At 71.4% G+C, this 22,377-nt stretch carries 22 protein-coding genes; 3 read left to right on the forward strand and 19 right to left on the reverse strand.

Going from position 1 to position 22,377, the window contains the following annotated elements; translation table 11 throughout:
- Positions 1-10: 10 nt before the first annotated feature.
- The 8 genes from AC54T1_RS08045 to AC54T1_RS08080 form a co-directional block, all read right to left on the reverse strand.
- The gene (locus tag AC54T1_RS08045; protein WP_484345306.1) at positions 11-343 is read right to left on the reverse strand and encodes a helix-turn-helix domain-containing protein; all 333 of its coding nucleotides are present in this window, start codon (positions 341-343) and stop codon (positions 11-13) included.
- A gap of 244 nt (positions 344-587) precedes the next feature.
- Positions 588-1,067, reverse strand: coding sequence for a CinA family protein (locus tag AC54T1_RS08050; RefSeq protein WP_496911617.1), 480 nt, complete (start codon positions 1,065-1,067; stop codon positions 588-590).
- Positions 1,064-1,672, reverse strand: coding sequence for a CDP-diacylglycerol--glycerol-3-phosphate 3-phosphatidyltransferase (gene pgsA / locus AC54T1_RS08055; RefSeq protein ID WP_496911618.1), 609 nt, complete (start codon positions 1,670-1,672; stop codon positions 1,064-1,066). Before pgsA ends, AC54T1_RS08050 begins: the two co-directional genes overlap by 4 nt.
- A gap of 58 nt (positions 1,673-1,730) precedes the next feature.
- Positions 1,731-4,310, reverse strand: coding sequence for a DNA translocase FtsK (locus AC54T1_RS08060; RefSeq protein ID WP_496911858.1), 2,580 nt, complete (start codon positions 4,308-4,310; stop codon positions 1,731-1,733).
- A 347-nt stretch (positions 4,311-4,657) separates the two neighbouring features.
- Complete coding sequence (locus AC54T1_RS08065; RefSeq protein WP_496911619.1) at positions 4,658-5,728, reverse strand: hypothetical protein; 1,071 nt, start codon at positions 5,726-5,728, stop codon at positions 4,658-4,660.
- A gap of 188 nt (positions 5,729-5,916) precedes the next feature.
- Positions 5,917-6,843, reverse strand: coding sequence for a 4-hydroxy-tetrahydrodipicolinate synthase (dapA, locus tag AC54T1_RS08070; protein ID WP_496911620.1), 927 nt, complete (start codon positions 6,841-6,843; stop codon positions 5,917-5,919).
- Positions 6,844-6,939: 96 nt separating this feature from the next.
- The gene (locus tag AC54T1_RS08075; RefSeq protein ID WP_496911621.1) at positions 6,940-7,488 is read right to left on the reverse strand and encodes a dihydrofolate reductase; all 549 of its coding nucleotides are present in this window, start codon (positions 7,486-7,488) and stop codon (positions 6,940-6,942) included.
- Positions 7,485-8,306, reverse strand: coding sequence for a thymidylate synthase (locus tag AC54T1_RS08080; RefSeq protein ID WP_484345300.1), 822 nt, complete (start codon positions 8,304-8,306; stop codon positions 7,485-7,487). Before AC54T1_RS08080 ends, AC54T1_RS08075 begins: the two co-directional genes overlap by 4 nt.
- Positions 8,307-8,396: 90 nt before the next feature.
- On the opposite strand from AC54T1_RS08080, the gene AC54T1_RS08085 reads away from it, so the two are divergent.
- Positions 8,397-9,860: an NAD-dependent succinate-semialdehyde dehydrogenase gene (locus tag AC54T1_RS08085; RefSeq protein ID WP_496911622.1), complete on the forward strand. Its 1,464-nt coding sequence runs from the start codon at positions 8,397-8,399 to the stop codon at positions 9,858-9,860.
- A 63-nt stretch (positions 9,861-9,923) separates the two neighbouring features.
- Entirely contained in the window at positions 9,924-10,433 is a 510-nt protein-coding gene (locus AC54T1_RS08090; protein WP_484345298.1) for a GNAT family N-acetyltransferase, read from the forward strand.
- Here AC54T1_RS08090 and AC54T1_RS08095 read toward each other — a convergent pair.
- Positions 10,430-10,906, reverse strand: a complete 477-nt coding sequence (locus AC54T1_RS08095; RefSeq protein WP_484345297.1) for a hypothetical protein — start codon at positions 10,904-10,906, stop codon at positions 10,430-10,432. The genes AC54T1_RS08090 and AC54T1_RS08095 overlap by 4 nt on opposite strands.
- The gene (dapB, locus tag AC54T1_RS08100; protein ID WP_496911859.1) at positions 10,903-11,655 is read right to left on the reverse strand and encodes a 4-hydroxy-tetrahydrodipicolinate reductase; all 753 of its coding nucleotides are present in this window, start codon (positions 11,653-11,655) and stop codon (positions 10,903-10,905) included. The genes AC54T1_RS08095 and dapB overlap by 4 nt, the downstream gene beginning before the upstream one ends.
- Before the next feature lie 198 nt (positions 11,656-11,853).
- On the opposite strand from dapB, the gene AC54T1_RS08105 reads away from it, so the two are divergent.
- The gene (locus AC54T1_RS08105) at positions 11,854-12,765 is read left to right on the forward strand and encodes a hypothetical protein (RefSeq protein WP_496911623.1); all 912 of its coding nucleotides are present in this window, start codon (positions 11,854-11,856) and stop codon (positions 12,763-12,765) included.
- On the opposite strand, the gene AC54T1_RS08110 is transcribed toward AC54T1_RS08105, so the two are convergent.
- The 9 genes from AC54T1_RS08110 to rbfA all read right to left on the reverse strand — a co-directional run bounded on the left by AC54T1_RS08110 (position 12,762) and on the right by rbfA (position 22,307).
- Positions 12,762-13,361 carry a DUF4126 domain-containing protein gene (locus AC54T1_RS08110; RefSeq protein WP_496911624.1) on the reverse strand — a complete coding sequence of 200 codons (600 nt, stop codon included), beginning with the start codon at positions 13,359-13,361 and terminating at the stop codon, positions 12,762-12,764. The genes AC54T1_RS08105 and AC54T1_RS08110 overlap by 4 nt on opposite strands.
- A gap of 7 nt (positions 13,362-13,368) precedes the next feature.
- Positions 13,369-14,694: a M16 family metallopeptidase gene (locus AC54T1_RS08115; protein WP_484345294.1), complete on the reverse strand. Its 1,326-nt coding sequence runs from the start codon at positions 14,692-14,694 to the stop codon at positions 13,369-13,371.
- A 1-nt stretch (position 14,695) separates the two neighbouring features.
- On the reverse strand, positions 14,696-16,927 hold the full coding sequence (locus tag AC54T1_RS08120; RefSeq protein WP_496911625.1) for a polyribonucleotide nucleotidyltransferase: 2,232 nt from the start codon (positions 16,925-16,927) through the stop codon (positions 14,696-14,698).
- 216 nt (positions 16,928-17,143) lie between these two features.
- Complete coding sequence (rpsO, locus tag AC54T1_RS08125) at positions 17,144-17,413, reverse strand: 30S ribosomal protein S15 (protein WP_484345292.1); 270 nt, start codon at positions 17,411-17,413, stop codon at positions 17,144-17,146.
- Positions 17,414-17,503: 90 nt separating this feature from the next.
- On the reverse strand, positions 17,504-19,045 hold the full coding sequence (locus tag AC54T1_RS08130) for a DUF6297 family protein (protein WP_496911626.1): 1,542 nt from the start codon (positions 19,043-19,045) through the stop codon (positions 17,504-17,506).
- Positions 19,042-19,734: an ABC transporter ATP-binding protein gene (locus AC54T1_RS08135; RefSeq protein WP_484345290.1), complete on the reverse strand. Its 693-nt coding sequence runs from the start codon at positions 19,732-19,734 to the stop codon at positions 19,042-19,044. Before AC54T1_RS08135 ends, AC54T1_RS08130 begins: the two co-directional genes overlap by 4 nt.
- A complete protein-coding gene (locus tag AC54T1_RS08140; RefSeq protein WP_496911627.1) occupies positions 19,731-20,723 on the reverse strand; it encodes a bifunctional riboflavin kinase/FAD synthetase in 993 nt (330 codons plus the stop codon). Before AC54T1_RS08140 ends, AC54T1_RS08135 begins: the two co-directional genes overlap by 4 nt.
- Before the next feature lie 136 nt (positions 20,724-20,859).
- The gene (gene truB, locus AC54T1_RS08145) at positions 20,860-21,825 is read right to left on the reverse strand and encodes a tRNA pseudouridine(55) synthase TruB (RefSeq protein WP_496911628.1); all 966 of its coding nucleotides are present in this window, start codon (positions 21,823-21,825) and stop codon (positions 20,860-20,862) included.
- Complete coding sequence (gene rbfA / locus AC54T1_RS08150; RefSeq protein WP_484345287.1) at positions 21,822-22,307, reverse strand: 30S ribosome-binding factor RbfA; 486 nt, start codon at positions 22,305-22,307, stop codon at positions 21,822-21,824. Before rbfA ends, truB begins: the two co-directional genes overlap by 4 nt.
- Positions 22,308-22,377: the final 70 nt, after the last annotated feature.

The following is a 22,377-nucleotide window of genomic DNA, read 5'->3' on the forward strand; positions in this document are numbered from 1 at the left end:
CAGGCTCGCGTCAGCCGACCGGCTGGAGATCGCGCCGCGGCCCGCGTTCGGGGTGCGGCCGACCGAGTGCAGCGAGGTCGGCCGGGACCGTGTCGGGGATGAGCAGACCCTCCGCCACGGCGATCCGGTCACTCACCTCCCTGAGAATGAGCGACATCGGGACGTCCAGGGCCTCGCAGATCGAGCCGAGAAGCTCCGACGACGCCTCCTTCTGTCCGCGTTCGACCTCACTGAGGTAGCCGAGCGACACGCGCGCGGCCGAGGACACCTCACGGAGCGTGCGCCCCTGCCGCTGACGAGCATCCCGCAGTACGTCCCCGATCTCTCGGCGTAGTACAACCATGTGGCGACCTCCTCCCGTGTGCCGTGCTTCGTGTAACGTTTGTGCCGTTCGCCCAGGACCGTGCGGTGCGCTGGCCGATTCGGACGTGTTCCCACCGTACCCTGCCGGTCCCGCAGAACGCCGTGCGGGACGGGCGGGCGCAGCAAACCTTGACCGGTTCTTCATCTCCACCGGCCCATCACTCGCCTGCATCATCATCACACCCTGTGCAACGCGACCACATGTCGCATTGTTCCCGGGGTGATCAGGACGGCGAGGCCGGGAGCACGTCGAGCACGAGGGCGAGAGCGAGGTCGACCGCCGCGGCCCTCACATCGGTCCGATCGCCCTCGAGCAGCGCACGCACGACGCGAGACGTCTCAGCGCTCGCCGCCGCCACGTAGACCGTCCCGGGCTCGTGGCCGTCCTGCGGTCCCGGTCCGGCCACGCCTGTCGTGGCCAGTCCGACCGTCGCACCGAGCCGGGCGCGCACACCGTGAGCCATCTGCAGCGCGACGTCCGGGTCGACCGGCCCCCGGCGCTCCAGCAGCCGGGGTGAGACCCCGAGCAGCGACGCCTTGAGGTCGGTCGCGTACGCGACGACTCCCCCGCGGAGAACGCGGGAGGCGCCCGGGACACCGACGAGCTCGGCGGCAAGGAGGCCGCCCGTCAACGACTCAGCGACCGCGACCGTCCATCCCTGCGCCTCGAGCCGGGACAGCGCCCGTTCGGCGTGCTCGTTCACCGGGCGAGACGGTCCGGCGCGCCGGCGCGAGGTGCGCGCGCTCCCCGGCTCACGCGCCACCCCTTGATCGCGTAGTCGATCCCGGTCACGACGGTCACGGCAAGAGCAGCACCGATGAGCGCGGCCGCGAGCCAGGTGACGACGACGGGCAGGTGGTCGAGCGGCAGCAGGTACACCCCCAGCGCGACGGACTGCAGCACCGTCTTGAGCTTGCCACCGCGAGACGCTGGCATCACCGCGTGCCGCAGGACGAGGAAGCGCATCACCGTGATCCCGAGCTCCCGGGCGAGGATGACGATCGTCACCCACCACCAGAGATCGCCGATCCAGGACAGGAGGACGAGCGCGGTTCCGATGAGCACCTTGTCCGCGATCGGGTCGAGGATCTTGCCGAGGTTCGTCACGAGGTCGCGCTTGCGGGCGAGGTACCCGTCGAGCCGGTCGGTGGCTGCGGCGAGGACGAAGATCGCCACGGCGGTCAGCCGCCACGTCACGGTGTGCCCACCCTCGGCCAGCAGAGCCCAGGCGAACACGGGGACCATGGCGATGCGGGCCATCGTGATGGCGTTGGCAATGTTCCACGGCGAGGCGGTCTGCGAGGTCACCACTCCAGCGTAGTGGCGGACCGGGACGGTTCCGGCGACGGGCTGGCCGGTCGCACGGTCAGCGGACAGGGCCTGTCCAGCCGTCGTCCTCGGTGTCGGCGCCGTCGTGGTAGTCGACCGCTTCCGGAGGGAGCCCTGCACTCATGTCGTCGTAGGGGTCGCCACCGTCACCCGCAGGCTCCTGCGGGGCACCCCGCAGGAGCGCGAGCGTCCCCGCCAGGTCGTCCGGCTGGACCATGACCTCCCGAGCCTTGGAGCCCTCGGAGGGGCCCACGATCTCTCGCGACTCCAGCAGGTCCATGAGGCGCCCGGCCTTCGCGAAACCCACCCGGAGCTTGCGCTGCAGCATGGATGTGGACCCGAACTGCGTGGTGACGACGAGCTCAGCAGCCTGCAGCAGAAGGTCGAGGTCGTCGCCGATGTCCTCGTCCACCTGCTTCTTCGTGGCGACCTGGGCCACGTCCTGACGATAGACGGGCTTGAGCTGTGCCTTGACGTGCTCGACGACCGCGTGCACCTCGCTCTCCCCCACCCAGGCGCCCTGCACACGGATGGGCTTCGATGCACCCATCGGGAGGAAGAGTGCATCTCCCTGGCCGACGAGCTTCTCCGCACCCGGCTGGTCGAGCACGACCCGTGAGTCCGCGAGCGACGACGTCGCGAAAGCGAGCCGGGACGGGACGTTCGCCTTGATGAGCCCGGTCACGACGTCGACGCTCGGTCGCTGCGTCGCGAGGACCAGGTGGATGCCGGCGGCTCGCGCCAGCTGCGTGATCCGCTGGATCGAGGCCTCGACGTCCCGCGGAGCGACCATCATGAGGTCAGCGAGCTCATCGACCACGACGAGAAGGTACGGATACGGAGCGATCTTGCGCTCGGACCCCGGCAGGGGCTTGACCTTCCCCGCGCGTACCGCGGCATTGAAGTCGTCGATGTGCTTGAACCCGAACAGGGCGAGGTCGTCGTACCGCGCGTCCATCTCCCGGACGACCCACTCGAGGGCCTCGGCGGCCTTCTTCGGGCTCGTGATGATCGGCGTGATGAGGTGCGGGATCCCCTCGTAGAGGGTGAGCTCCACGCGCTTGGGGTCGACGAGCACCATCCGCACCTCGTCAGGCGTGGCACGCATGAGGATCGAGGTGATCATCGAGTTGACGAAGCTCGACTTGCCGGCGCCCGTCGCGCCCGCAACGAGGATGTGCGGCATCTTGGCGAGGTTCGCCACGACGTATCCGCCCTCGACGTCCTTGCCGACGCCGATGATCATCGGGTGATCGCTGCGCCGTGCGACACCTGAGCGCAGGACGTCACCAAGGACCACGGTCTCGCGGTCGGTGTTGGGGATCTCGATCCCGATGGCGGACTTTCCCGGGATGGGCGAGAGGATGCGGACGTCGGCGCTCGCCACCGCATAGGCGATGTTCCTGCTCAGCGCGGTGACGCGCTCGACCTTGAGACCCGGTCCGACCTCGACCTCGTAGCGCGTGACGGTCGGGCCACGTGTGAATCCCGTGACCTTCGCCGCGATCCCGAACTGCTCGAACACCCCCGTGAGCGCTTCGACGACGCGGTCGTTCGCTGCGGAGCGCACCTTGTGCGGTGCACCTTTGACGAGCATGTCCTCGTCGGGCAGGAGGTAGACGGAGTCACCATCGAGCATCGGCTGCTCGCCCCGTGGTACCGGGGTGGGTGGGGGTGGGGGGAGGTCGCGGGGCGCGGGCGCGGCGTCGAGCGGCACCGTCTCAGCCTCGGGCGGGCCAGCAGCCGGGAGGATGTGCGTCCCGGCGGTGGGCGCGCGGTCCCCGAGGACCGCGGTCTCCGCCGCGTCGTCGCCGCCCTCGTGCAGCTCACGCTCGAGGGCCGCGGCGCGTTCGAACGCCTCGTCGCCCACGTAACCACCCTCGAGACGAGCGGCCTCGGCCGCGACCTCGGCCTGCACAGCCCGCTCCCGACGAGAGATCCGGCGGGACCGCGGAGCCTTGACCGGTGTCTCGTCGTCGGTCCCGTCGTGCCGACGGACGCCCTCAGCGAGCCGCAGGTCCTGCTCGTCGTCGGTCGCGTCCTCCAGCGGCTCGTGCCCGGTGAGTCGCGCATAGACGGAGTGCAGGCGGTCCGGGATGGCGTGGACGGGAGTCTTCGTCACGACGAGAACGCCGAAGAAGGCGAGCAGCAGCAGGAGCGGCACCGCGACCCACCCGCTCAGCCCGGTGGCCAACGGGTGGCCGACGAGGTATCCGAGGATCCCGCCTGCACTGCGGAGACCTTCATAGCCTTCGGCCGGCACCGGCCGACCGCCGCTGATGTGCAGGATTCCGCAGACGGCCAGGATGATCGCGGACAGCCCGATGCTCACCCGTGAGTTCGCACGCTGCCGGTCCGGGTGCCGCATGAGCCGCACTGCGACGGCCAGCAGCACGAGCGGCAGCACCACTGCGACGCTGCCGAAGGTGCCCGCCGCGACGACGTGCACCGCCTCGGCCGCGGCGCCCTGCACGCCCCACCACTCCCGGGCAGCGACGACGAGGGCAGCTGCGAGCAGGAGGAACGCGACACCGTCCCGGCGGTGGGCGGGGTCCAGCTCGCGTGCGTCGCGACCCACGCGCCGTGCGGTGCCGCCGACGACGTGCGCCACGCCCATCCACGCACCCCGTACTGCCCGCACCGGCAGGGGGGCCGAGCGTCCCGGGCCGGGTGCGGGCGCCTTCGTGGCCCGGGGCGGGGCGGCCTTCCCACGTCCCGCGGATCGCGGACGTGACGTCGAGGTCGCACGGGTTGCCATGGTGCCAATCTAGTCCGCTCCGACGGGCATCTCGCGGATTCACCGTCGTGTGTTCGCCCGCACGGGGTGCTCGCGCCCCCGGGAGGCACCGCGCGGCGGGCACCGCGGCCGCAGACGCAGGAAGGCCGGCAGCGACGCTGCCGGCCTTCCTGCGTGCTTCACCCGGGTGCAACTTGACGGACCAGGTCCGTCAGGAGGTGCTCAGGTCACTGCGTGGCGAAGTACGCCTCGTACTCACCGTCGTAGTCCTCCCAGGCCGAGACGCGCCAGACGCCACCCGACACCTGGTCGCTCGGAACCGTGACGCAGATGTTCCCGGAGGCGGAAGCATCCGTGTAGAGCTCCTGGTAGCGATCCACCTCGTTCGGCAGGGTCGCGTAGCCGCAGGGGTCGTCGTACGTCGATCCGTTGGCGCCGACGTACACCCAGTCGAGGTCCGACAGCGAGGACCGGTCGTCTCCGGTGTAGGTGACGTTCACCGGAGCCATGACGTAGGTCTCGCCGTCGAGGGGCGCGTAGCTGTCGACCATGTACTCGCTCATCCCGGTGGAGATCTCAGCCCAGGCGTCGAGGTTGGCAGCGCTCATCGAGACGGTCCAGTCCATGACCGTCGCGACCTCGTCCACGGCGAGCGGGTCGCTCCGCGTGCCGTTGGAGCCGCTCGCGGTGTCGTCCGTCTCCTCGTCGGTCGGCTCGTCGGTCGGCTCGTCCTCGTCGGTCGGCTCGTCCGTCGGCTCGTCCTCGTCGGTCGGCTCGTCCGTCGGCTTCTCCGACTTCTCGGTCTTGGTCGTCGGCTCCTTCTCGGGCTCGTCGTCGCCTCCGAACACGCCGGTGGCGAAGAGGATGCCGAGGATCGCGAGGAGCGCGACGACGCCGATGATCACGGGGATGAGCCAGCCCTTGTTGCCCTTGGGGGCACCGTCACCGGGCTGCCCGGGCTGCTGCCATCCACCGGGGCCGCCGGGGCCGCCGAACCCGGGTCCACCGGGGCCCGCGGGGGGCGGTCCGCCGAACGAACCGGGCTGGAAGGTCGCCGTCTTCGAGGGGTCGTTCGAGTTCACGCCACCCTGCGCCGAGAACACCTCGGTCGGCGCGTTGTCGGAGCCGGCGAAGCGCGAGACGTCCGGCGCGCCGGCACCCGGTGCACCCTCGTCGATCCACAGCTGCCAGCCGGGGGGCGCCGGCGGCCAGGACGGGTCCGGGTTCCATCCGGGAGGCGGGGTCCACCCCTCGGGAGCTGGCGGCCATCCGGGCGGTGGGTTGAAGCGAGCAGCCATGACGGCCCCTTCCGATCGCAGTGAGCACAGGTGCATGCACGCATCTGCGGGCGCTTCGTCACCCCACAGATGCGTGAAGTCGTCGCTCAGGCTACACGGGAGCTACTCGCCGGCGTCGCGTTCTCAGGGCCGCACGGTGGGCACAAGTCCCCATCTCGTAGGCGAATGGTCGGTAACGCGAAGAAACTTCACCTCATCGCGCGCGAGAGCACGCCCAGCCCGCCCCCGTCGATGGCCTCCCGCACCCGCACGGCCTGTTCGGCGGTGGCCGGAACCTGGGGCAGACGGAGCGTCTGCTCCGGCAGCAGGCCGAGGCCCGCGAGCACGGACTTGACCATGACGACCCCGTGCCCCTCCCCCATGATCGCGTCGATCACCGGGACGAGGTCGCTGAAGGCCGCGGCCGCGTCGCCGGTGCGGCCCTCGCGGAAGGCGACGCCCACCCGCGCGAGCTCAGGTCCGGCGACGTGTCCGATCACGGAGACGACTCCGGCGGCGCCATGAGCGAGGAACGCGAGGTAGAGCGCGTCATCGCCGCTGTACCAGGCGAGGTCCGTGCGCCGCATGTTCTGGACCGCCCCGTAGACGTCCCCGGTGGCGTCCTTGACGGCGACGATCTTCTCGTGGGCGGCGAGCCGGACGTAGGTGTCCGGGGCAAGTCGGACCGCGGAGCGCCCCGGGATGTCATAGATCATGACGGGGAGATCGGTAGCGTCCGCGATGGCGGTCGTGTGCCGGACGATGCCGTCCTGCGAGGGCCGCGAGTAGTACGGCGTGACGACGAGCAGACCGTCGGCCCCAGCCTCAGCCGCCTGCTCCGCCATCCGTACCGAGTGCTCGGTGTCGTTGGACCCGGCGCCCGCGACGACGGTCGCGCGGTCGCCCACGGCGTCGACGACCGCCCGCACGAGGTCCGCCTTCTCGGGAGCGTGCGTGGTCGGCGACTCCCCCGTCGTGCCGTTGAGGACGAGGCCGTCATGGTCGGCCTCGTCGACGAGGTACCGCGCCAGCGACACCGCGGCGTCGAGGTCGACCGCGCCGCTGGCGGTGAACGGGGTGACCATGGCCGTGAGCAGCGTGCCGAACGGCTGGGCGGGCGAAGAGGGAAGCACCATGGGTGCAAAAGTACCGCGCCCGGAGCGGTACCGGTTCCGGTGCCCACACCTAGCAGGTCACCTGCGCCGCCCCTGCGTCAGGCCGGGGCAGGGCCGTCACGCCCGTCGATACGCCTCGATGCGGAACCGGAGGCCGCTCGACGACGGAGTCCACCCGGCGGCCGGGATCGAGCACACGGCCGTCCACTGCGCGGACAACGCCGGAGCGTGGGTGTCGGCGTCCACCACCGTGTCGACGTACGTGACCACCGCGAGCCGCGCGCAGTCCAGTGCCTCGGACCACACCCGGCTCCCGCCGATGACCCACACGGGCCGGTCTGCGTGCAGGGCGAGCGCCGCCGGCAGGTCCGTCGCCACGGTCGCTCCGGGTGCGTCGTACCCGGGCGCGCTGGAGAGCACGACGTTCTCGCGTCCCGGCAACGGCCGGAACCGCTCCGGCAACGACTCCCAGGTCGCCCGTCCCATGACGACCGCCGCCCCGGACGTCAGACGGCGGAAGTGCGCCTGGTCCTCGGGCACCCGCCACGGGATCTGACCGTCCGCACCCACGCCGGCGTGCCGGTCCTGCGCCCAGACCACACCGACCTCGCCGGGACGCAGCACCATGTGCTCGCACCCCGCCGGGTGCGACCCATCGGCGTTCATACGGCGATCGGTGCGGTGATCGTCGGGTGGTGCTCGTACCCGTCCACCGCGACGTCCTCGAAGTCGTAGGAGAACAGCGAGGAGGCTCGCCGCAGCCGCAGGCGCGGGAAGGCGAACGGGACGCGGCCCAGCTGCTCGCGGACTTGCTCCTCGTGGTTGTCATAGATGTGGCAGTCCCCGCCGGTCCACACGAAGTCCCCCACCTCGAGGCCCGCCTGCTGGGCGACCATGTGCGTGAGGAGCGCGTAGCTCGCGATGTTGAACGGCACCCCGAGGAAGAGGTCGGCAGAGCGCTGGTAGAGCTGGCAGGAGAGCTTGCCGTCCGCCACGTAGAACTGGAAGAACGCGTGGCACGGCATGAGGGCCATGCGGTCGAGCTCGGCGACGTTCCAGGCGGAGACGATCATCCGGCGGGAGTCCGGGTTGCTCTGCAGGGTGTCCAGCACCCGGGACAGCTGGTCGATGTGCTCGCCGTCGGGTGTGGGCCACGACCGCCACTGCACCCCGTACACCGGCCCGAGGTCGCCGTCCTCGTCCGCCCACTCGTTCCAGATCCGGATCCCGTTCTCCTGCAGCCATCGCACGTTCGACTCCCCGCGCAGGAACCACAGGAGCTCGCCGACGATCGACCGCAGGTGCACGCGCTTCGTCGTCACGAGCGGGAAGCCGCGTGAGAGGTCGAACCGCATCTGGTGGCCGAACACGCTCCGCGTCCCCGTCCCCGTGCGGTCCGACTTGCGCGTCCCGGTCGTGAGGACGAGCTCGAGAAGGTCCTCGTACTGATGATCGACGGGGGCGGCAGGGGGTGCAGTGGTCACCCGGACATCCTAGGACGCTCCCCGGGCCCGCGGACCCGACCCGCCCCCGCTTCTCGCGCCACCGCAGGCCTCGGCTCGGATACTGGGAGCATGACGCACGCAGACCAGGCACATCTCGCAGACCTCCCGCGGGCCATCCTCGTCGACGGCTCGTGGACGCCTGCCGAGCACGGGCGCACGTTCGTCGTCGTCGACCCGGCGACGGAGGAGCCCCTGGCCGAGGTGGCCGACGCTGACCCGCACGACGGAGCGCGGGCGCTCGATGCGGCAGCAGGTGCGGCCCGCGCGTGGCGCGGGACGTCCCCCCGACAGCGGTCGGAGGTCCTGCGGGCAGTGTTCGACACGCTCGTCGCGCGGATGGACACCGTGGCCGCGCTCATCACTGCTGAGTGCGGCAAGCCGCTCGCGGAGGCTCGCGCCGAAGTCACCTACGGGGCGCAGTTCCTCCTGTGGTACTCCGAGCAGGCGGTGCGCGCCCCGGGATCGGTCCGCGCCGCGGCGGCGGGCGGGAGGCAGGTCGTGCACAGGCGCCCGGTCGGCCCGGCCCTGCTCATCACACCCTGGAACTTCCCGCTCGCGATGGCCACCCGCAAGATCGCACCGGCCCTCGCCGCCGGTTGCACCGTGGTCGTCAAGCCCGCCGCGCAGACGCCGCTGACGACCCTGTACCTGGCCGAGCTCGTGCGCGCCGAGCTCGTCGCTCGGGGCCTGCCCGCGGGCGTGCTCAACGTCGTGCCGACCTCGTCGGCCGCCGCACTCACGCGCCCCCTGCTCGCGGACCCACGGCTGCGCAAGCTGTCCTTCACCGGATCCACCCGCGTCGGGACCGAGCTCCTCCGGGGCGCCGCCGGGGGTGTGCTGCGCACCTCGATGGAGCTCGGCGGGAACGCGCCGTTCCTCGTCTTCGCCGACGCCGACCTCGACGCCGCCGTCTCGGGCGCGATGGCCGCGAAGATGCGCAACGCCGGGCAGACGTGCGTCGCCGCGAACCGGTTCCTCGTGCACCGGTCTGTCGCTGCGGACTTCACCGCGCGGCTCTGCGCCGCCTTCGACGAGCTGGTGGTGGGCGCCGGCATGCAACCGGGGGTGACGGTCGGCCCCCTCATCGACCGTCGCGCGGTCGACGCGGTCGAGCGCGTCGTGCAGGCGGCCGTCGACGACGGCGCGCACGTGCACGTCGGCGCCCCGCCGCCGGCTGGCCCGGGCTTCTTCACGGCGCCCGTCGTGCTCACCGACGTCCTCCCGGACGCGGTCGTCGTGCGCGAGGAGACGTTCGGGCCGGTCGCGCCGATCCTCACCTTCGACGACGACGACGAAGCCATCGCCCTCGCCAACGGCACCGAGCACGGGCTCGTGGCCTACGCCTACACCCGTGACCTCGAGCGAGCACTCATGCTCTCCGCCGAGCTCGAGGCGGGGATGATCGGGATCAACCGGGGACTCGTCTCGGACGCGAGCGCGCCGTTCGGAGGGCTCAAGCGGTCGGGCCTGGGTCGGGAGGGCGGGGAGGCGGGCATGGAGGAGTACCTCGAGACGGTCTACGTCGCTCTCTGACCGTTCCCTCCCGGTGGCCCCGGTGGCCGAGGTTCTCGGGTGCTGCGCCGGTAGGGTCGACACATGGCTCTCTTCAGCGAATCCGCCGACGTCTCGGTGCGCCCTGCGGTCCCCGGCGACGAGGTGGCCCTCGGTGACATCCAGCTCACCGCCTGGCGGACGTCGCACGGTGAGGTGCTCGGCACCCCCACGCTCGACGCCCTCGACCTGGATCGCATGCGGCAGCAGTGGGGTGCGGCCATCACCGCACCTCCCGGGCCGGGCTTCGCGGTGCTCGTCGCCTGCGAGCGGGCGGACGTCGTCGGGTTCGCCGCGGTGAGCCCGGGCCAGCTCGTCGCGCTCGAGGTGCGCCCGCAGGCACGACGGGCGGGGCACGGGTCACGGCTGCTCTCCGCCGCGGTCGACCGGTTGCGCAGCGACGGCGCCACGTCGGTCGCCACATGGGTGCTCGACGGCGACCTCGGGCGTGAGCAGTTCCTGGCCGGCGCGGGCCTCGGTCCGGACGGTCGGGTGAGGACGCTCGCGACCGGTGTCCGCGACGTGCGCGAGGCCCGGTGGTCCGCGGCGATCTAGGGCTGTCCGCGGCGGTCGGCCCGGTAGAGGGAGGCCGCCCTGCGCAGGCAGGCGCGCGCCTGCTTGCGGTCGCGCGCCGCGTCGTAGGCGAAGGCGAGGTTGTACCAGGCCGCCCAGCTCTCCGGCGCGTCCTCGACGGCGGCCCGGGCGCCCGGGAACGCCGCGTCCGCGGCCTCACGGTCGATGCGACCGCCCGGGGAGCGTGGAAGGTCGTCCACCGGCAGCTCCCCACGCGCCGCGAGCGCGTCGGCCATCCGCTGCACGGTCCTGGCCAGCTGCCACTCCCGGACGAACAGCCCGACGGCGAGCACGGGGAACACCAACGCTGCGACTCCCATGCCCACCGCAGCGGTCTCGCCGGTCCCGATGAGTGCACGGGCGTACCCGACGATCTGCCAGCAGAAGACGAGCAGGACGAGGACCAGCGCAACGAGCCCGACGATGCTCAGCGCCCGCCGGCGGCCGACGCTCACGAGAGGTCGAGCACATTCTCGAGGCCGACGGTCAACCCCGGTCTCGAGACGACCTCGCGCACGGCGAGGAGGACGCCGGGCATGAAGGACACGCGATCGAAGGAGTCCTGACGGATGGTCAGCTGCTCCCCGGGGTTGCCGAAGAGGATCTCCTCGTGGGCGACGAGGCCGCGGAGCCGCACGGCGTGCACCCGCACCCCGTCGACGTCGGCGCCCCGCGCCTCGAAGCCGGTCTGCGTGGCGTCGGGGCTCTCGGCGATACCGACCTCGCGCCGGGCCGCGGCGATCGCTGCGGCCGTGTGCCGCGCGGTGCCGCTCGGCGCGTCGACCTTGTCCGGGTGGTGCAGCTCGATGACCTCGGCCGACTCGAAGTACCTCGCAGCGCGGGCGGCGAACGTCATCGCGAGCACCGCGCTGAGCCCGAAGTTCGGGGCGATGAGCACACCGAGACCCGCCCGCGCGGTCGCCGGTTCCGCGAGGTGCGCGGCGACGCGCGCACGGCTCGCGTCGTCCCACCCGGTCGTCCCGACGACAGCGTGGATCCCCGCGTCGAGGAGAGCATGGACGTTGGACTCCGTCACGCCGGGGACGGTGAAGTCCACGGCGACGTCAGCGCCGCTGGTCGCGACGACCGAGAAGTCGTCGCCCGCGTCGTACCGTGCCACGAGCTCGAGATCCGGCGCGGCGTCCACCGCGGCGCAGACCGTCCTGCCCATCCGACCAGCCGCCCCGAGAACAGCGACCCGCAGCCGTCGGGCCTGCGGGCCGGCCGCAGATGCGGAGCCGGCGGCAGCGTCGGGGTCAGAGGCGGGGTCGGGGGCACAGGCGGCTGGGATCACCGGCCGATCTTATCCGGTGCCCCGCGACGGACCTGCACCTCGCCGGTGCGCTCCGGCACGCACGACGAGAGACTCAAGATCAGCGCCAGCACTGCCGATACGCCGCACATGGCACCGAGGAGGGCACGGCGACGGACGAGCATCCTTGCGGCGAGCTCGGTGGTCGCCTCCGCCGTGGCAACCGTGTGCTACACCTCCCTCGCGTACCTCGACTCCTTCTCCGAGCACCTCGGGCAGACCGACCCGTGGAGCGCGCGGGATCTCCTCACCCCGTTCCTGGGAGACGTCCTCGCTCTCAGCCTGCTGGCGAGCGCAGCAGCGCTCGGTGCACTGCACCGTGGGACGCGCTGGTGGGCATTCCCGGTCGGCGTCAGCGGACTTCTCGCCCTCTGGTGCGTACTCGTCTGGGGTGCTCTCGTCGCAGGGCCGGCCGACGCGTGGACACCTTTCTGGCTGGGCTGGCCCGGCCTCGTCGGACCTGGTCCCGCGGGGCTCGGGGGCACCACCTCGGTCCTCGTCATCCTCGGGGGGCCCGCGGTGCTCCTGCTCGCGCTGTGGTCAGGTCCCACCGCCGTCGCTCTGGACATCCATCGCCGCCAGGCGCCGGAGAGGAGCACCCCGCCGCGCGAGGTCCACGTCGTCCCCTCGGGCGTCGGGACCGACCTCGCCCGCGCTGGCTCTGCCGTCGCGCTCGTCGCGGTCGTGAGCCTCGTCGGCCTCGTCGGTCTCTCGACGGTCGGGGGGCTCGGACTCGTCATGGGGTGGTACGACGTCGACTGGTACGGGCTGCAGTCGGGCACGTTCGCCGTCGCCCTGCTGGCGGTAGCGGTCGCCTGGACCTGTGCCGACGGACCGCGCCAGGCCGCCGTCCTCGTCGGTACGGGCGTCGTGGTCCTCGTCGTCACCGCCGTGATCTCGGCCGAGCCGCCATCGGTACCCGTTCTTGCGGGCGCTGCCGTCGCGGTCGCCGCGTCGCGTCACAGGCTCGGCGCGTCGGGGGCACGCCTCGTCGCGCGTTAGCCGACCGCGGCGCCCGGTGGTCGGGCGCGGGCTCGCTGCCGCCAGAACCGGACCGCCACGACCACGCCGAGCACGAGGACGAGGACCGCGATCACGGGTGCGAGGACGGCCAGCACCGTGAGGCCGACAGAGGCACCGTCCTCCGCCACACTCACGACGGCACCCCCGATCCCGAGGGTGAGGACGTTGACGACGGGACGGATGCTCGACTTCAGCAGGTGCACGCCGAGGGCGATGAGCAGTCCGACGACCACCGGGACCCAGCGCTCGGTGGCGAGCACGTCCGCGGCGTCGTCCACGGCGAACGTGCGCGACGACGAGCCGGCGCCGAAGACCACTCCCCCGGCACCCGGCCGCACCACGGTCTGCACGACGTCGTTGACGGAGTCGACAGCGGGGATCTTGTCTGCCACGACCTCGACGACGAGGAGCACCGCGAGCCCGCTGAGCAGCCAGCCGTCCGTGAGCCATGCCCACGCATCAGGCAGGGCGACGAACGAGGTGAACCGCGCCAGGACCCCCACGAGGATGAGCGGGATGTAGGCGTTGAGGCCCGCCGCACCCGCCAGGCCGATCCCCGTGACGAATCCCAGCACCCGATCCTCAGTCCTCGAACGGCCCCACGCGCACGATCGACCGGGCGCGTGACGCGAGGTCCTTCGCGAGCGACTGGACCTCGTCGGCCGTCACGGCACGGATCCGCTCCAGCGTCTCGGCGATGCCGAGCAGCTCACCGTGCACGAGGTCGGCCTTGCCGAGCCGGCTCATGCGGGACCCTGTGTCCTCGAGGCCGAGGACGAGCCCACCGGACAGCTGGCCGATGCTCCGGCTGAGCTCTGCGGCCGTGATCCCGGAATCGGCGAGCCGCTCGAGCTCGGTGCCGAGGAGAGCGGTCACCTCGTCGATCTTCGCGGGCGCGCATCCCGCGTAGAGCCCGAACGTGCCCGTACCCCCATGACCTGACGCGAAGGAGTAGGTGGAGTACGCGAGACCGCGCTTCTCACGGATCTCCTGGAACAGACGGGAGGACATGCCGCCGCCGAGCACGGCACTGAGCACCGAGAGGATGAACCGGCGCTCGTCCGTCGCCGAGAGGCCTGTCGAACCGACGATGACGTTCGCCTGCTCGACGCTGCGGCGGATGGTCCGTTCGACCGGGACCGTCCCTAGCCCGAGCAGGTCGCTCGCGTCGCGGCGCTCTCGGGGAACGGCCCCGTCCGCGAGGTTCCAGCCCCCGGCCACGAGCGCCTCGGACACCTGCGCGCACAGCACGTCGTGGTCCACGCCGCCCGCGGCGGAGACGACGAGCGTCTCGGGACGGTAGTGCCACTGGTAGTGCTCCCACACGGCCTCACGCGGCACCGCACGGATGGCCTCGGGCGTCCCGCCGATCGGACGTCCGAGCGCGTGCCCAGCGAGGACCGCGGACGCGAACTCCTCGTGGACGACGTCCGACGGGTCGTCGTCGTTCATGGCGAGCTCTTCGAGGATGACCCCGCGTTCGGTCTCGAGCTCGTCCTCGTCGATCCGCGCCGAGGTGATCATGTCGGTGATGACGTCGACCGCCATGGGCAGGTCGGAGTCGAGCACACGGGCGTAGTAGACCGTGTGCTCCTTCCCGGTGCCCGCGTTCGCCTCGCCACCGACGGCGTCGAAGGCCTCGGCGATGTCCATCGCCGACCGACGCTGGGTGCCCTTGAACAGCAGGTGCTCGAGGAAGTGCGTCGAGCCGTGGTGACCGCTCGTCTCGTCCCGCGAGCCGACACCCACCCACGCGCCGACGGTCGCGGACCGCAGGCCAGGCATGTGCTCGGTGAGCACCCGAACCCCGCCGGGCAGGACGGAACGACGGATCGTCGCACCGTCCTGCCCGGCAGTCAGCTCGTTCTCCGGCGCACCGGAGGGGTGGAGCGGAAGGTTCCAGGGCACGTCAGGCGTCAGCCTGCTCGGTGCTGGTCCCCTCGCCCGAGGCGTCCGCGGTCTCCTCGACGACGGCGTGCAGCGAGAGCTTCCCACGGGGGTCGACCTCACCGATCTCGACCTGGACCTTCTGGCCGATCGACAGGACGTCCTCGACGTTCTCGACACGCTTGCCACCGACGAGCTTGCGGATCTGGCTGATGTGCAGCAGTCCGTCCTTGCCCGGGGAGAGGGAGATGAACGCACCGAAGGACGTCGTCTTGACGACCGTTCCCACGAAGCGCTCACCGATCTCGGGGACGTGCGGGTTGGCGATCGCGTTGATCGCCGCGCGCGCGGCCTCGGCGGACGGGCCGTCGACCGCACCGATGTAGACGGTGCCGTCGTCCTCGATGGAGATGTCCGCGCCGGTCTCCTCCTGGATCTGGTTGATCATCTTGCCCTTCGGGCCGATGACCTCACCGATCTTGTCGATCGGGACCTGCACCGCGATGACGCGCGGGGCGTGCGGTGACATCTCGTCGGGCACGTCGATGGCCTCGTTGAGGACGTCGAGGATCGCGAAGCGGGCGTCACGCGCCTGCGTGAGCGCGCCACCGAGCACCGAGGCGGGGATGCCGTCGAGCTTGGTGTCGAGCTGGATCGCGGTGATGAACTCGCGCGTACCGGCAACCTTGAAGTCCATGTCACCGAAGGCGTCCTCAGCTCCGAGGATGTCCGTCAGGGCCGCGTAGCGCGGCTTCCCGTCGACGGTGTCGGAGATGAGTCCCATCGCGATGCCCGCGACCGGGGCGCGCAGCGGCACACCGGCGTTGAGGAGCGAGAGGGTCGAGGCGCAGACAGAGCCCATCGACGTCGAGCCGTTGGACCCGAGCGCCTCGGAGACCTGGCGGATCGCGTAGGGGAACTCCTCGCGGGACGGCAGGACGGGCATGAGAGCCCGCTCCGCCAGTGCGCCGTGGCCGATCTCGCGACGCTTGGGGCTGCCCACGCGGCCGGTCTCACCGGTCGAGTACGGCGGGAAGTTGTAGTTGTGCATGTACCGCTTGCGCGTCTCCGGGCCGAGCGAGTCGATCTGCTGCTCCATGCGGAGCATGTTGAGCGTCGTGACGCCCATGATCTGGGTCTCGCCACGCTCGAAGATCGCGGAGCCGTGGACGCGCGGGAGAACCTCGACCTCGGCGGAGAGGGTGCGGATGTCCGCGAGCCCGCGGCCGTCCATGCGGACGCCGTCCGTGAGCACACGCTGACGCACGAGCTTCTTCGTCACGGCGCGGACCGCGGCCGACAGCTCCTTCTCGCGGCCGTCGAAGCCGTCCTGCAGCCGGCCGATCGCAGCGGCCTTGATCTCGTCGAGACGAGCCTCGCGTGCCTGCTTGTCGCCGATCGTCAGCGCCTGGGCGAGGTCGTTGGAGACCTCCGCCTCGATGGCGGCGTAGGCGTCGTCCTGGTAGTCGAGGAAGAGCGGGAACTCCTGGACAGGCTTCGCGGCCTTCGCCGCGAGCTCGGCCTGGGCCTCGCAGAGCGCCTTGAGGAACGGCTTGGCCGCCTCGAGACCCTCGGCGACGATCTCTTCGGTCGGGGCTGCGACGCCCTCGTTCTTGATGAGGTTCCACGCGTTGTCCGTCGCCTCGGCCTCGACCATCATGATCGCGACGTCGTCGCCCACGACACGGCCGGAGACGACCATGTCGAAGACGGCCCGCTCCTTGTCGGAGTACTTCGGGAACGCGACCCACTGGCCATCGACCAGCGCGATGCGCACAGCGCCGATGGGACCGGAGAAGGGCAGGCCGGAGAGCTGCGTCGACAGCGACGCGGCGTTGATCGCGAGGGTGTCGTAGGCGTCGTCCGGGTGGATGGCGAGGACGGTCACGACGACCTGGACCTCGTTGCGCAGACCCTTGACGAACGTGGGGCGCAGCGGACGGTCGATGAGGCGGCACGCGAGGATCGCCTCGGTGCTGGGACGTCCCTCGCGGCGGAAGAACGAGCCGGGGATGCGTCCCGCGGCGTACATCCGCTCCTCGACGTCCACCGTCAGCGGGAAGAAGTCGAACTGGTCCTTGGGGTGCTTGCCGACCGTCGTGGCCGACAGCAGCATGGTCTCGCCGTCGAGGTAGGCGACGGCCGATCCGGCGGCCTGGCGCGCGAGGCGCCCGGTCTCGAAGCGGACGGTGCGGGTGCCGAAGCGCCCGTTGTCGATCACTGCTTCGGTGAATTCAATCTCGGGACCCTCCACGGGTGCCCTCCGTTTCTCAAAGGGTCCGCGTCCATCACCTGACGGTCTTCGATCGAGGTCCACGGACTGGTGCAGCGTCTGCGCTGCTTCCGTGAGCCACTACCGAGGACCGGACGAGGGCGACGAGCGGACCGGTGCTGTGCTGGGTTGTGCAGGACGTTCAGTGAGACTGAACCAGCCCGGACCCACGAGGGATCCGGGCTGGTAGGAGCATCCTCAGCGACGAAGGCCGAGGCGCTCGATGAGGCTGCGGTAGCGGTTGATGTCGACCTTCTGCAGGTAACCCAGGAGGCGACGGCGCTTACCGACGAGGAGGAGCAGACCACGACGGCTGTGGTGGTCGTGCTTGTGCTCCTTGAGGTGCTCGGTCAGGTCCTTGATGCGCTGCGTGAGCATCGCGATCTGGACCTCGGGTGAACCAGTGTCGCCCTCGGTGGTGGCGTACTCGGTCATGATCTGCTGCTTCGTGGCAGTGTCGAGGGGCACGGCTCTCCTTGTGTCAGTCGTTGCGCGGCGCTCCGGGGCATGTCCACCCGAGCTCTCTGTGTCCGCGGCCGTTCAGACGGCGGTGTAAGTCTAGCAGGGTTCCGCGGGCGTCCCGGGTCCGCTCGTCGGCTCCCCCACGCTGCTGACGATCGCCAGCGCTACGGCGGACGCGCCGGTCTGCAGGGCGACGACAGTCCAGGACGACGCGCCGTTCACGAGTGCGACCCCGAGCGGGATACCGCAGAGCATGGCGACGTCAGGGCCACGCGTGATGAGCGACAACGCACCGGTCGGGACCGCGCCTGCCGGGGTCGCCAGCAGCGGACCGGACCAGTCCGGGGCCACCCGGTAGGCGCTGCGCACCGCCGCGGCGCCGAACGTGGGTGCCGCGGCGGCGATCAGAAGGATCCATCGGGGGTCCGTGAGCACCGGCGTGAGGCCCACAGCGAGACAGGCTGCCGCGCACAACCCCGGGAGGATGATGCGGGAGAGGCGTGTGCGTCGCGCTGAGAGCGGCAGGAGGCCGTCGAGCGCGGGGACCATGTCCGCGGCGCGCGCACCCTCGGCACCGGCGCTGGCAGCGGAGAGCGCCACCAGCAGGACGATCGCGACGAGCGCGAGACCACCGTCGATCGCCGGGACCTGCTGCGCCAGGAGGATGACGGCGCCGAGCCCGAGCGCCCGCGCCGCCGCGCGGGGACGACGGCTCAGGAGGACGAGATCGGCGACGAGCAGGGCCGACACAGGTCCCCGGACGGTCGTCAGGCGACGACTGCGGAACGTCGTGCGTTCTCCGACGGCGTCCGACAGCACCCGTGCCATGCTCTGGACGTCGAGCGAGAGGAAGGCCACCGAGACCTGCTCGGTCACCGCGCTGCGAGCGCGGAGCACGGCACTGCCGACGAGGTCCAGGCGTCGCCACCAGGGGACGAGCAGCGCGAGCGAGCACACGAGTGCTGCGCCGACGAGGAGCGGCTCGACGGCCAGCGGGACCGAGGGAGCGTCCCCCGAGAGCATGAGGACGACGCCGGTGACGGGCAGGACCCCCAGAGCGACGTCACTGCAGCGCGCCAGATGCTCGACCGACCGGGCCGCTGGCTGAGCGAGCCCGGCGAGGGCGACGACGACCGCACCGCTCGTCGCCCCGAGGAGCGCGGCAGTGAGGACGTCCGCCACGCCCGTCATCCGATCGACGACGACGAACGCTGCTGCACCGCCGACCGTCCACGTCGCGGTCACCCGCCCGAAGCTCGCGGCGAGCAGCCCGTGGCGATCGACCGGCATGGCCAGCCACCAGGATGCGCCCGCGGACGACACACCCACGGGTCCCGTGCGCACCGCGCCACCGAGAGCGGCCGCGACGAGCGCGAGCATCCCGATGAGGCCTACGGTCTCCGCCGGCAGGTTGCCGTGCGTCGCTGTGTCCGTCGTCAGGGTCCCCCGCACCACGTCGGCGATGCCGATCACGAGGCCGATGGAGATCGCTATCGACACCACCGCGTAGCCGATGCTGGTGAGCAGCTCACCCGGGCCGGCGTCGGCACCGGCGGAGGCCGCCCGCGCCGTCAGCTGGCGGACCTCGCGTCCGGTGAGCTGCTCCTGCGGGTCGTGCGTCGGGCGCAGCAGCGTCATGCGCCGCCCTCGAGCGCCTCGAGCGCTGCCGAGTTGCCGAGCCGTCGACACACGTCGTCCGCGACGTGCAGGGCCTCGGCACCGGTCGCTCCGAGGAGCGTCGGGTCGTGCGTCGCGAAGATCACGGCGACTCCCGCGGACGCCTCCTCGACGAGCATCTGAGCGAGGGTGCCACGCATCCGGACGTCGAGACGTTGCTCCGGTTCGTCGAGCACCAGCAGCTGACGCGGCCTGACGAACCCGGCTGCCAGGAGCAGCCGTCGCCGCTGACCCGACGAGAGTGTCTGGGGGACCACGTCCCGCTGCTCAGCGATACCGAACTGGTCCAGCAGGTCATCGACGAGCGCACCCGCCGCGGGTACGCCATGACCACGAGCAGTGAGCACGAGATGCTCCCGCACCGTGAGCCCTGGGAAGTACGCGTCCGCGTCGAGCACGCCAGCAACCGCCGCCCGGAACTCGCGCTCACGCTCGTCCACGGGACGACCGAGCACCTCGACGTCCCCACCGAGCGGCTCGAGCGTGCCGAGGAACGATCTCAGGACGGTCGACTTGCCGCTGCCGTTGGGTCCGATCACGGCGACGAGCTCCCCCGGCGCGACCTCGAGGTCGACGGGCGCACAGACGCGGGTCGACCCGTATCCCACGAGCAACCCCCGGGCGCGCAACGCCAGGTCCACCGGCGTCACGCGGGGGATCTCCCGGAGGGATCGGTGGCGGTGGCCACACCGAGCACCTCGCGTGCCTGCGCGACGTCGATGTGCATCTGCGCGACGAGCGGCTCGAGCCCGTCGAACCGCAGTGTCGGGCGCAACCGCTCGACGAACTCGAGGACGATCTCCTCGCCGTACAGGTCGAGGTCGGTCCGGTCCAGCACATATGCCTCGACCCGGCGCTCGACGCCGTCGAACGTCGGGTTGGTGCCGATGGAGATCGCCACCGGCAGCACCCCGTCGTCGGCGCCGGCTGCGAGGACGGCGGGCCGCCGCATCCACCCGGCATAGACACCGTCCCCCGGGACCATGCCCACGGCGTCCTGGCTGAGGTTCGCCGTCGGGAAGCCCAGCTCGCGGCCCCGGGCATCCCCGTGCACGACGACGCCCCGCAGGGAGTGGTCGCGTCCGAGGATCTCCGCCGCTGCGCGCACGTCGCCCGACGCAAGGAGACCGCGGACGGCCGTCGACGACCATCGCGCGTCCCCGGCACGGCCGAGGTCCTCGATGACCTCGACATCGAAGCCGTAGACGTCTCCGAGCTCCCGCATCGTCTCGAGAGACCCTGAGTTGTCGACACCGAACCGCACGTCGCGTCCGACGACGACCGTGGTGGCGTGGAGCGCCTCGACGAGGTGCCGGACGACGAACTCCTCCGGCGTCTGGCGCGCGAGCTCGAGCGTGTACTCGAGGACGAGGACGCCGTCGAGACCCGTCTGCGCCAGCAGCTCGAGCCGGTCCGCGATCCCGGACAGGAGCGGGGGCGCCTCGTCAGGACGGTGCACCTGCGCGGGATGCGGGTCGAACGTCACCGCCACCGCGCAGGCGCCCGTGGCGCGCGCTCGCTCGACGATCGTCGACAGGACGAGGGCATGCCCTCGGTGCACGCCGTCGAAGTTCCCGAGGGTCACGACCGAGGGGCCGTAGCCTTCCGGCACCTCGCCCAGACCACTCCAGTGCTGCACACCTACTCCTACCGAACGATGTCGCGGCCGCTCGCCGCAGGGTCAAGACTGCCACGGGGCGTCCGGGCAGAGAGAATCAGGACGGCTGGCCCGCACTCCCGTACGACGCCCGGGTCCCGGGGCGCGGGCTCGCGGCTCACGCCGGGGCGAACACGAGCACAGGGCGCGCGTCCTTCCCGGTCTCCCGGACGAGCGCGATGAGCTCGCCACCGGGCGCGACCGCTGCGACGAGCGCGCCCTCTGGCCCGCCACCGGTGACGAGACGCTTGCCGTGGCCGAGGTCACGCACCTCGTCCTCCGTCACCTGCCGGACGTCGAATCTCGCGCGTGCGGCGTCGACCAGCGGCATGACCGCGAGCCTGCCGTCCGCGTCGACCTGCTCGGCCATCTGGTCGAGCGTCGCGGCATGGTCGAGGAGGTATCCACCGACCCGCGTGCGGCGCAGCATCGTCAGGTGGCCTCCGCACCCGAGGGCGTCGCCGAGATCGCGAGCGAGCGCCCGGACATAGGTACCCGACGAGCACACCACGGTCACGTCGAGATCGAGCACCACCGTGCCCGCATCGTCGTCCGCGTGGCGCTCGTGGACAGCGTCGATGTCGAACCGGGAGACCGTGACGGAACGCGCCGCGAGCTCCACGGTCTCCCCCGCGCGTACGCGCGCATATGCCCGTCGCCCGTCGACCTTGATCGCACTGACGGCGCTGGGGACCTGCTGGATCGACCCGGTGAGCGCGGCCACGGACCGGACGAGCGCGTCGCGGTCCACGCCCTGCGCACCTCGAGCGACGACGACCTCGCCCTCGGCGTCGTCGGTCGTCGTGCTCTGACCGAGGCGGATCGTCGCGCGGTACTCCTTGTCCTCGCCGACGACATAGGTGAGGAGCTTCGTCGCACGGCCGATGCCCAGCACGAGGACACCCGTCGCCATGGGGTCGAGCGTCCCCGCGTGCCCGACCTTGCGCGTCGCGGCGAGCCGACGCACGCGCCCGACGACGTCGTGGCTCGTCCACCCCTGGGGCTTGTCGACGATGACGAATCCGTCGGGCGCGGTGGGACGGTCACGGTCCGGCCGCGGGCCTGCTGCGTCAGGCCGGGTCACCGCTCGTTGTCACCGCTGTCAGCGGTCTCGCGGCTCTCGACGTCCGTCTCGTCGTCCGTGTCAACGACGGGCTTGCGGTACGGGTCCTCGTCGCCGGCATAGCGGGCGTTGGCCCGGAGCTCGGCGAGCTCCTTGTCCCGGCGCGCGGCGTCGAGCAGTGCGGCATCGAAGCTCGCGGCGTTCTCCGGGACCGAGTCGAGGAAGAACTCGATCGTCGGCGTGAGGCGGATCCCGGTCTGCTTGCCGACCTCGGACCGGATGACGCCGCGGGCGCTGGCGAGCGCGGCCGCGGTACCGGCCCGGGCTTCCTCGTCGCCGAGCACCGTGTAGAACACCGACGCGTTCTGCAGGTCTCCCGTCACGCGGACGTCCGTCACGGTGACGAAGCCCAGACGCGGGTCCTTGATCTTCGTGTCGAGCATCTGCGCGACGATGACCTGGATGCGCTCAGCGAGCTTGCGGGCCCTCGGGTGGTCGACCATGTCAGTTCCTTCCTGGACCTGGTGGAGGTGTGGGAGAGCCCGCGGGGCGGGGAGGAGACTCCTCTCCTCC

The sequence above is a fragment of the Sanguibacter sp. Z41_6 genome (assembly GCF_059621145.1).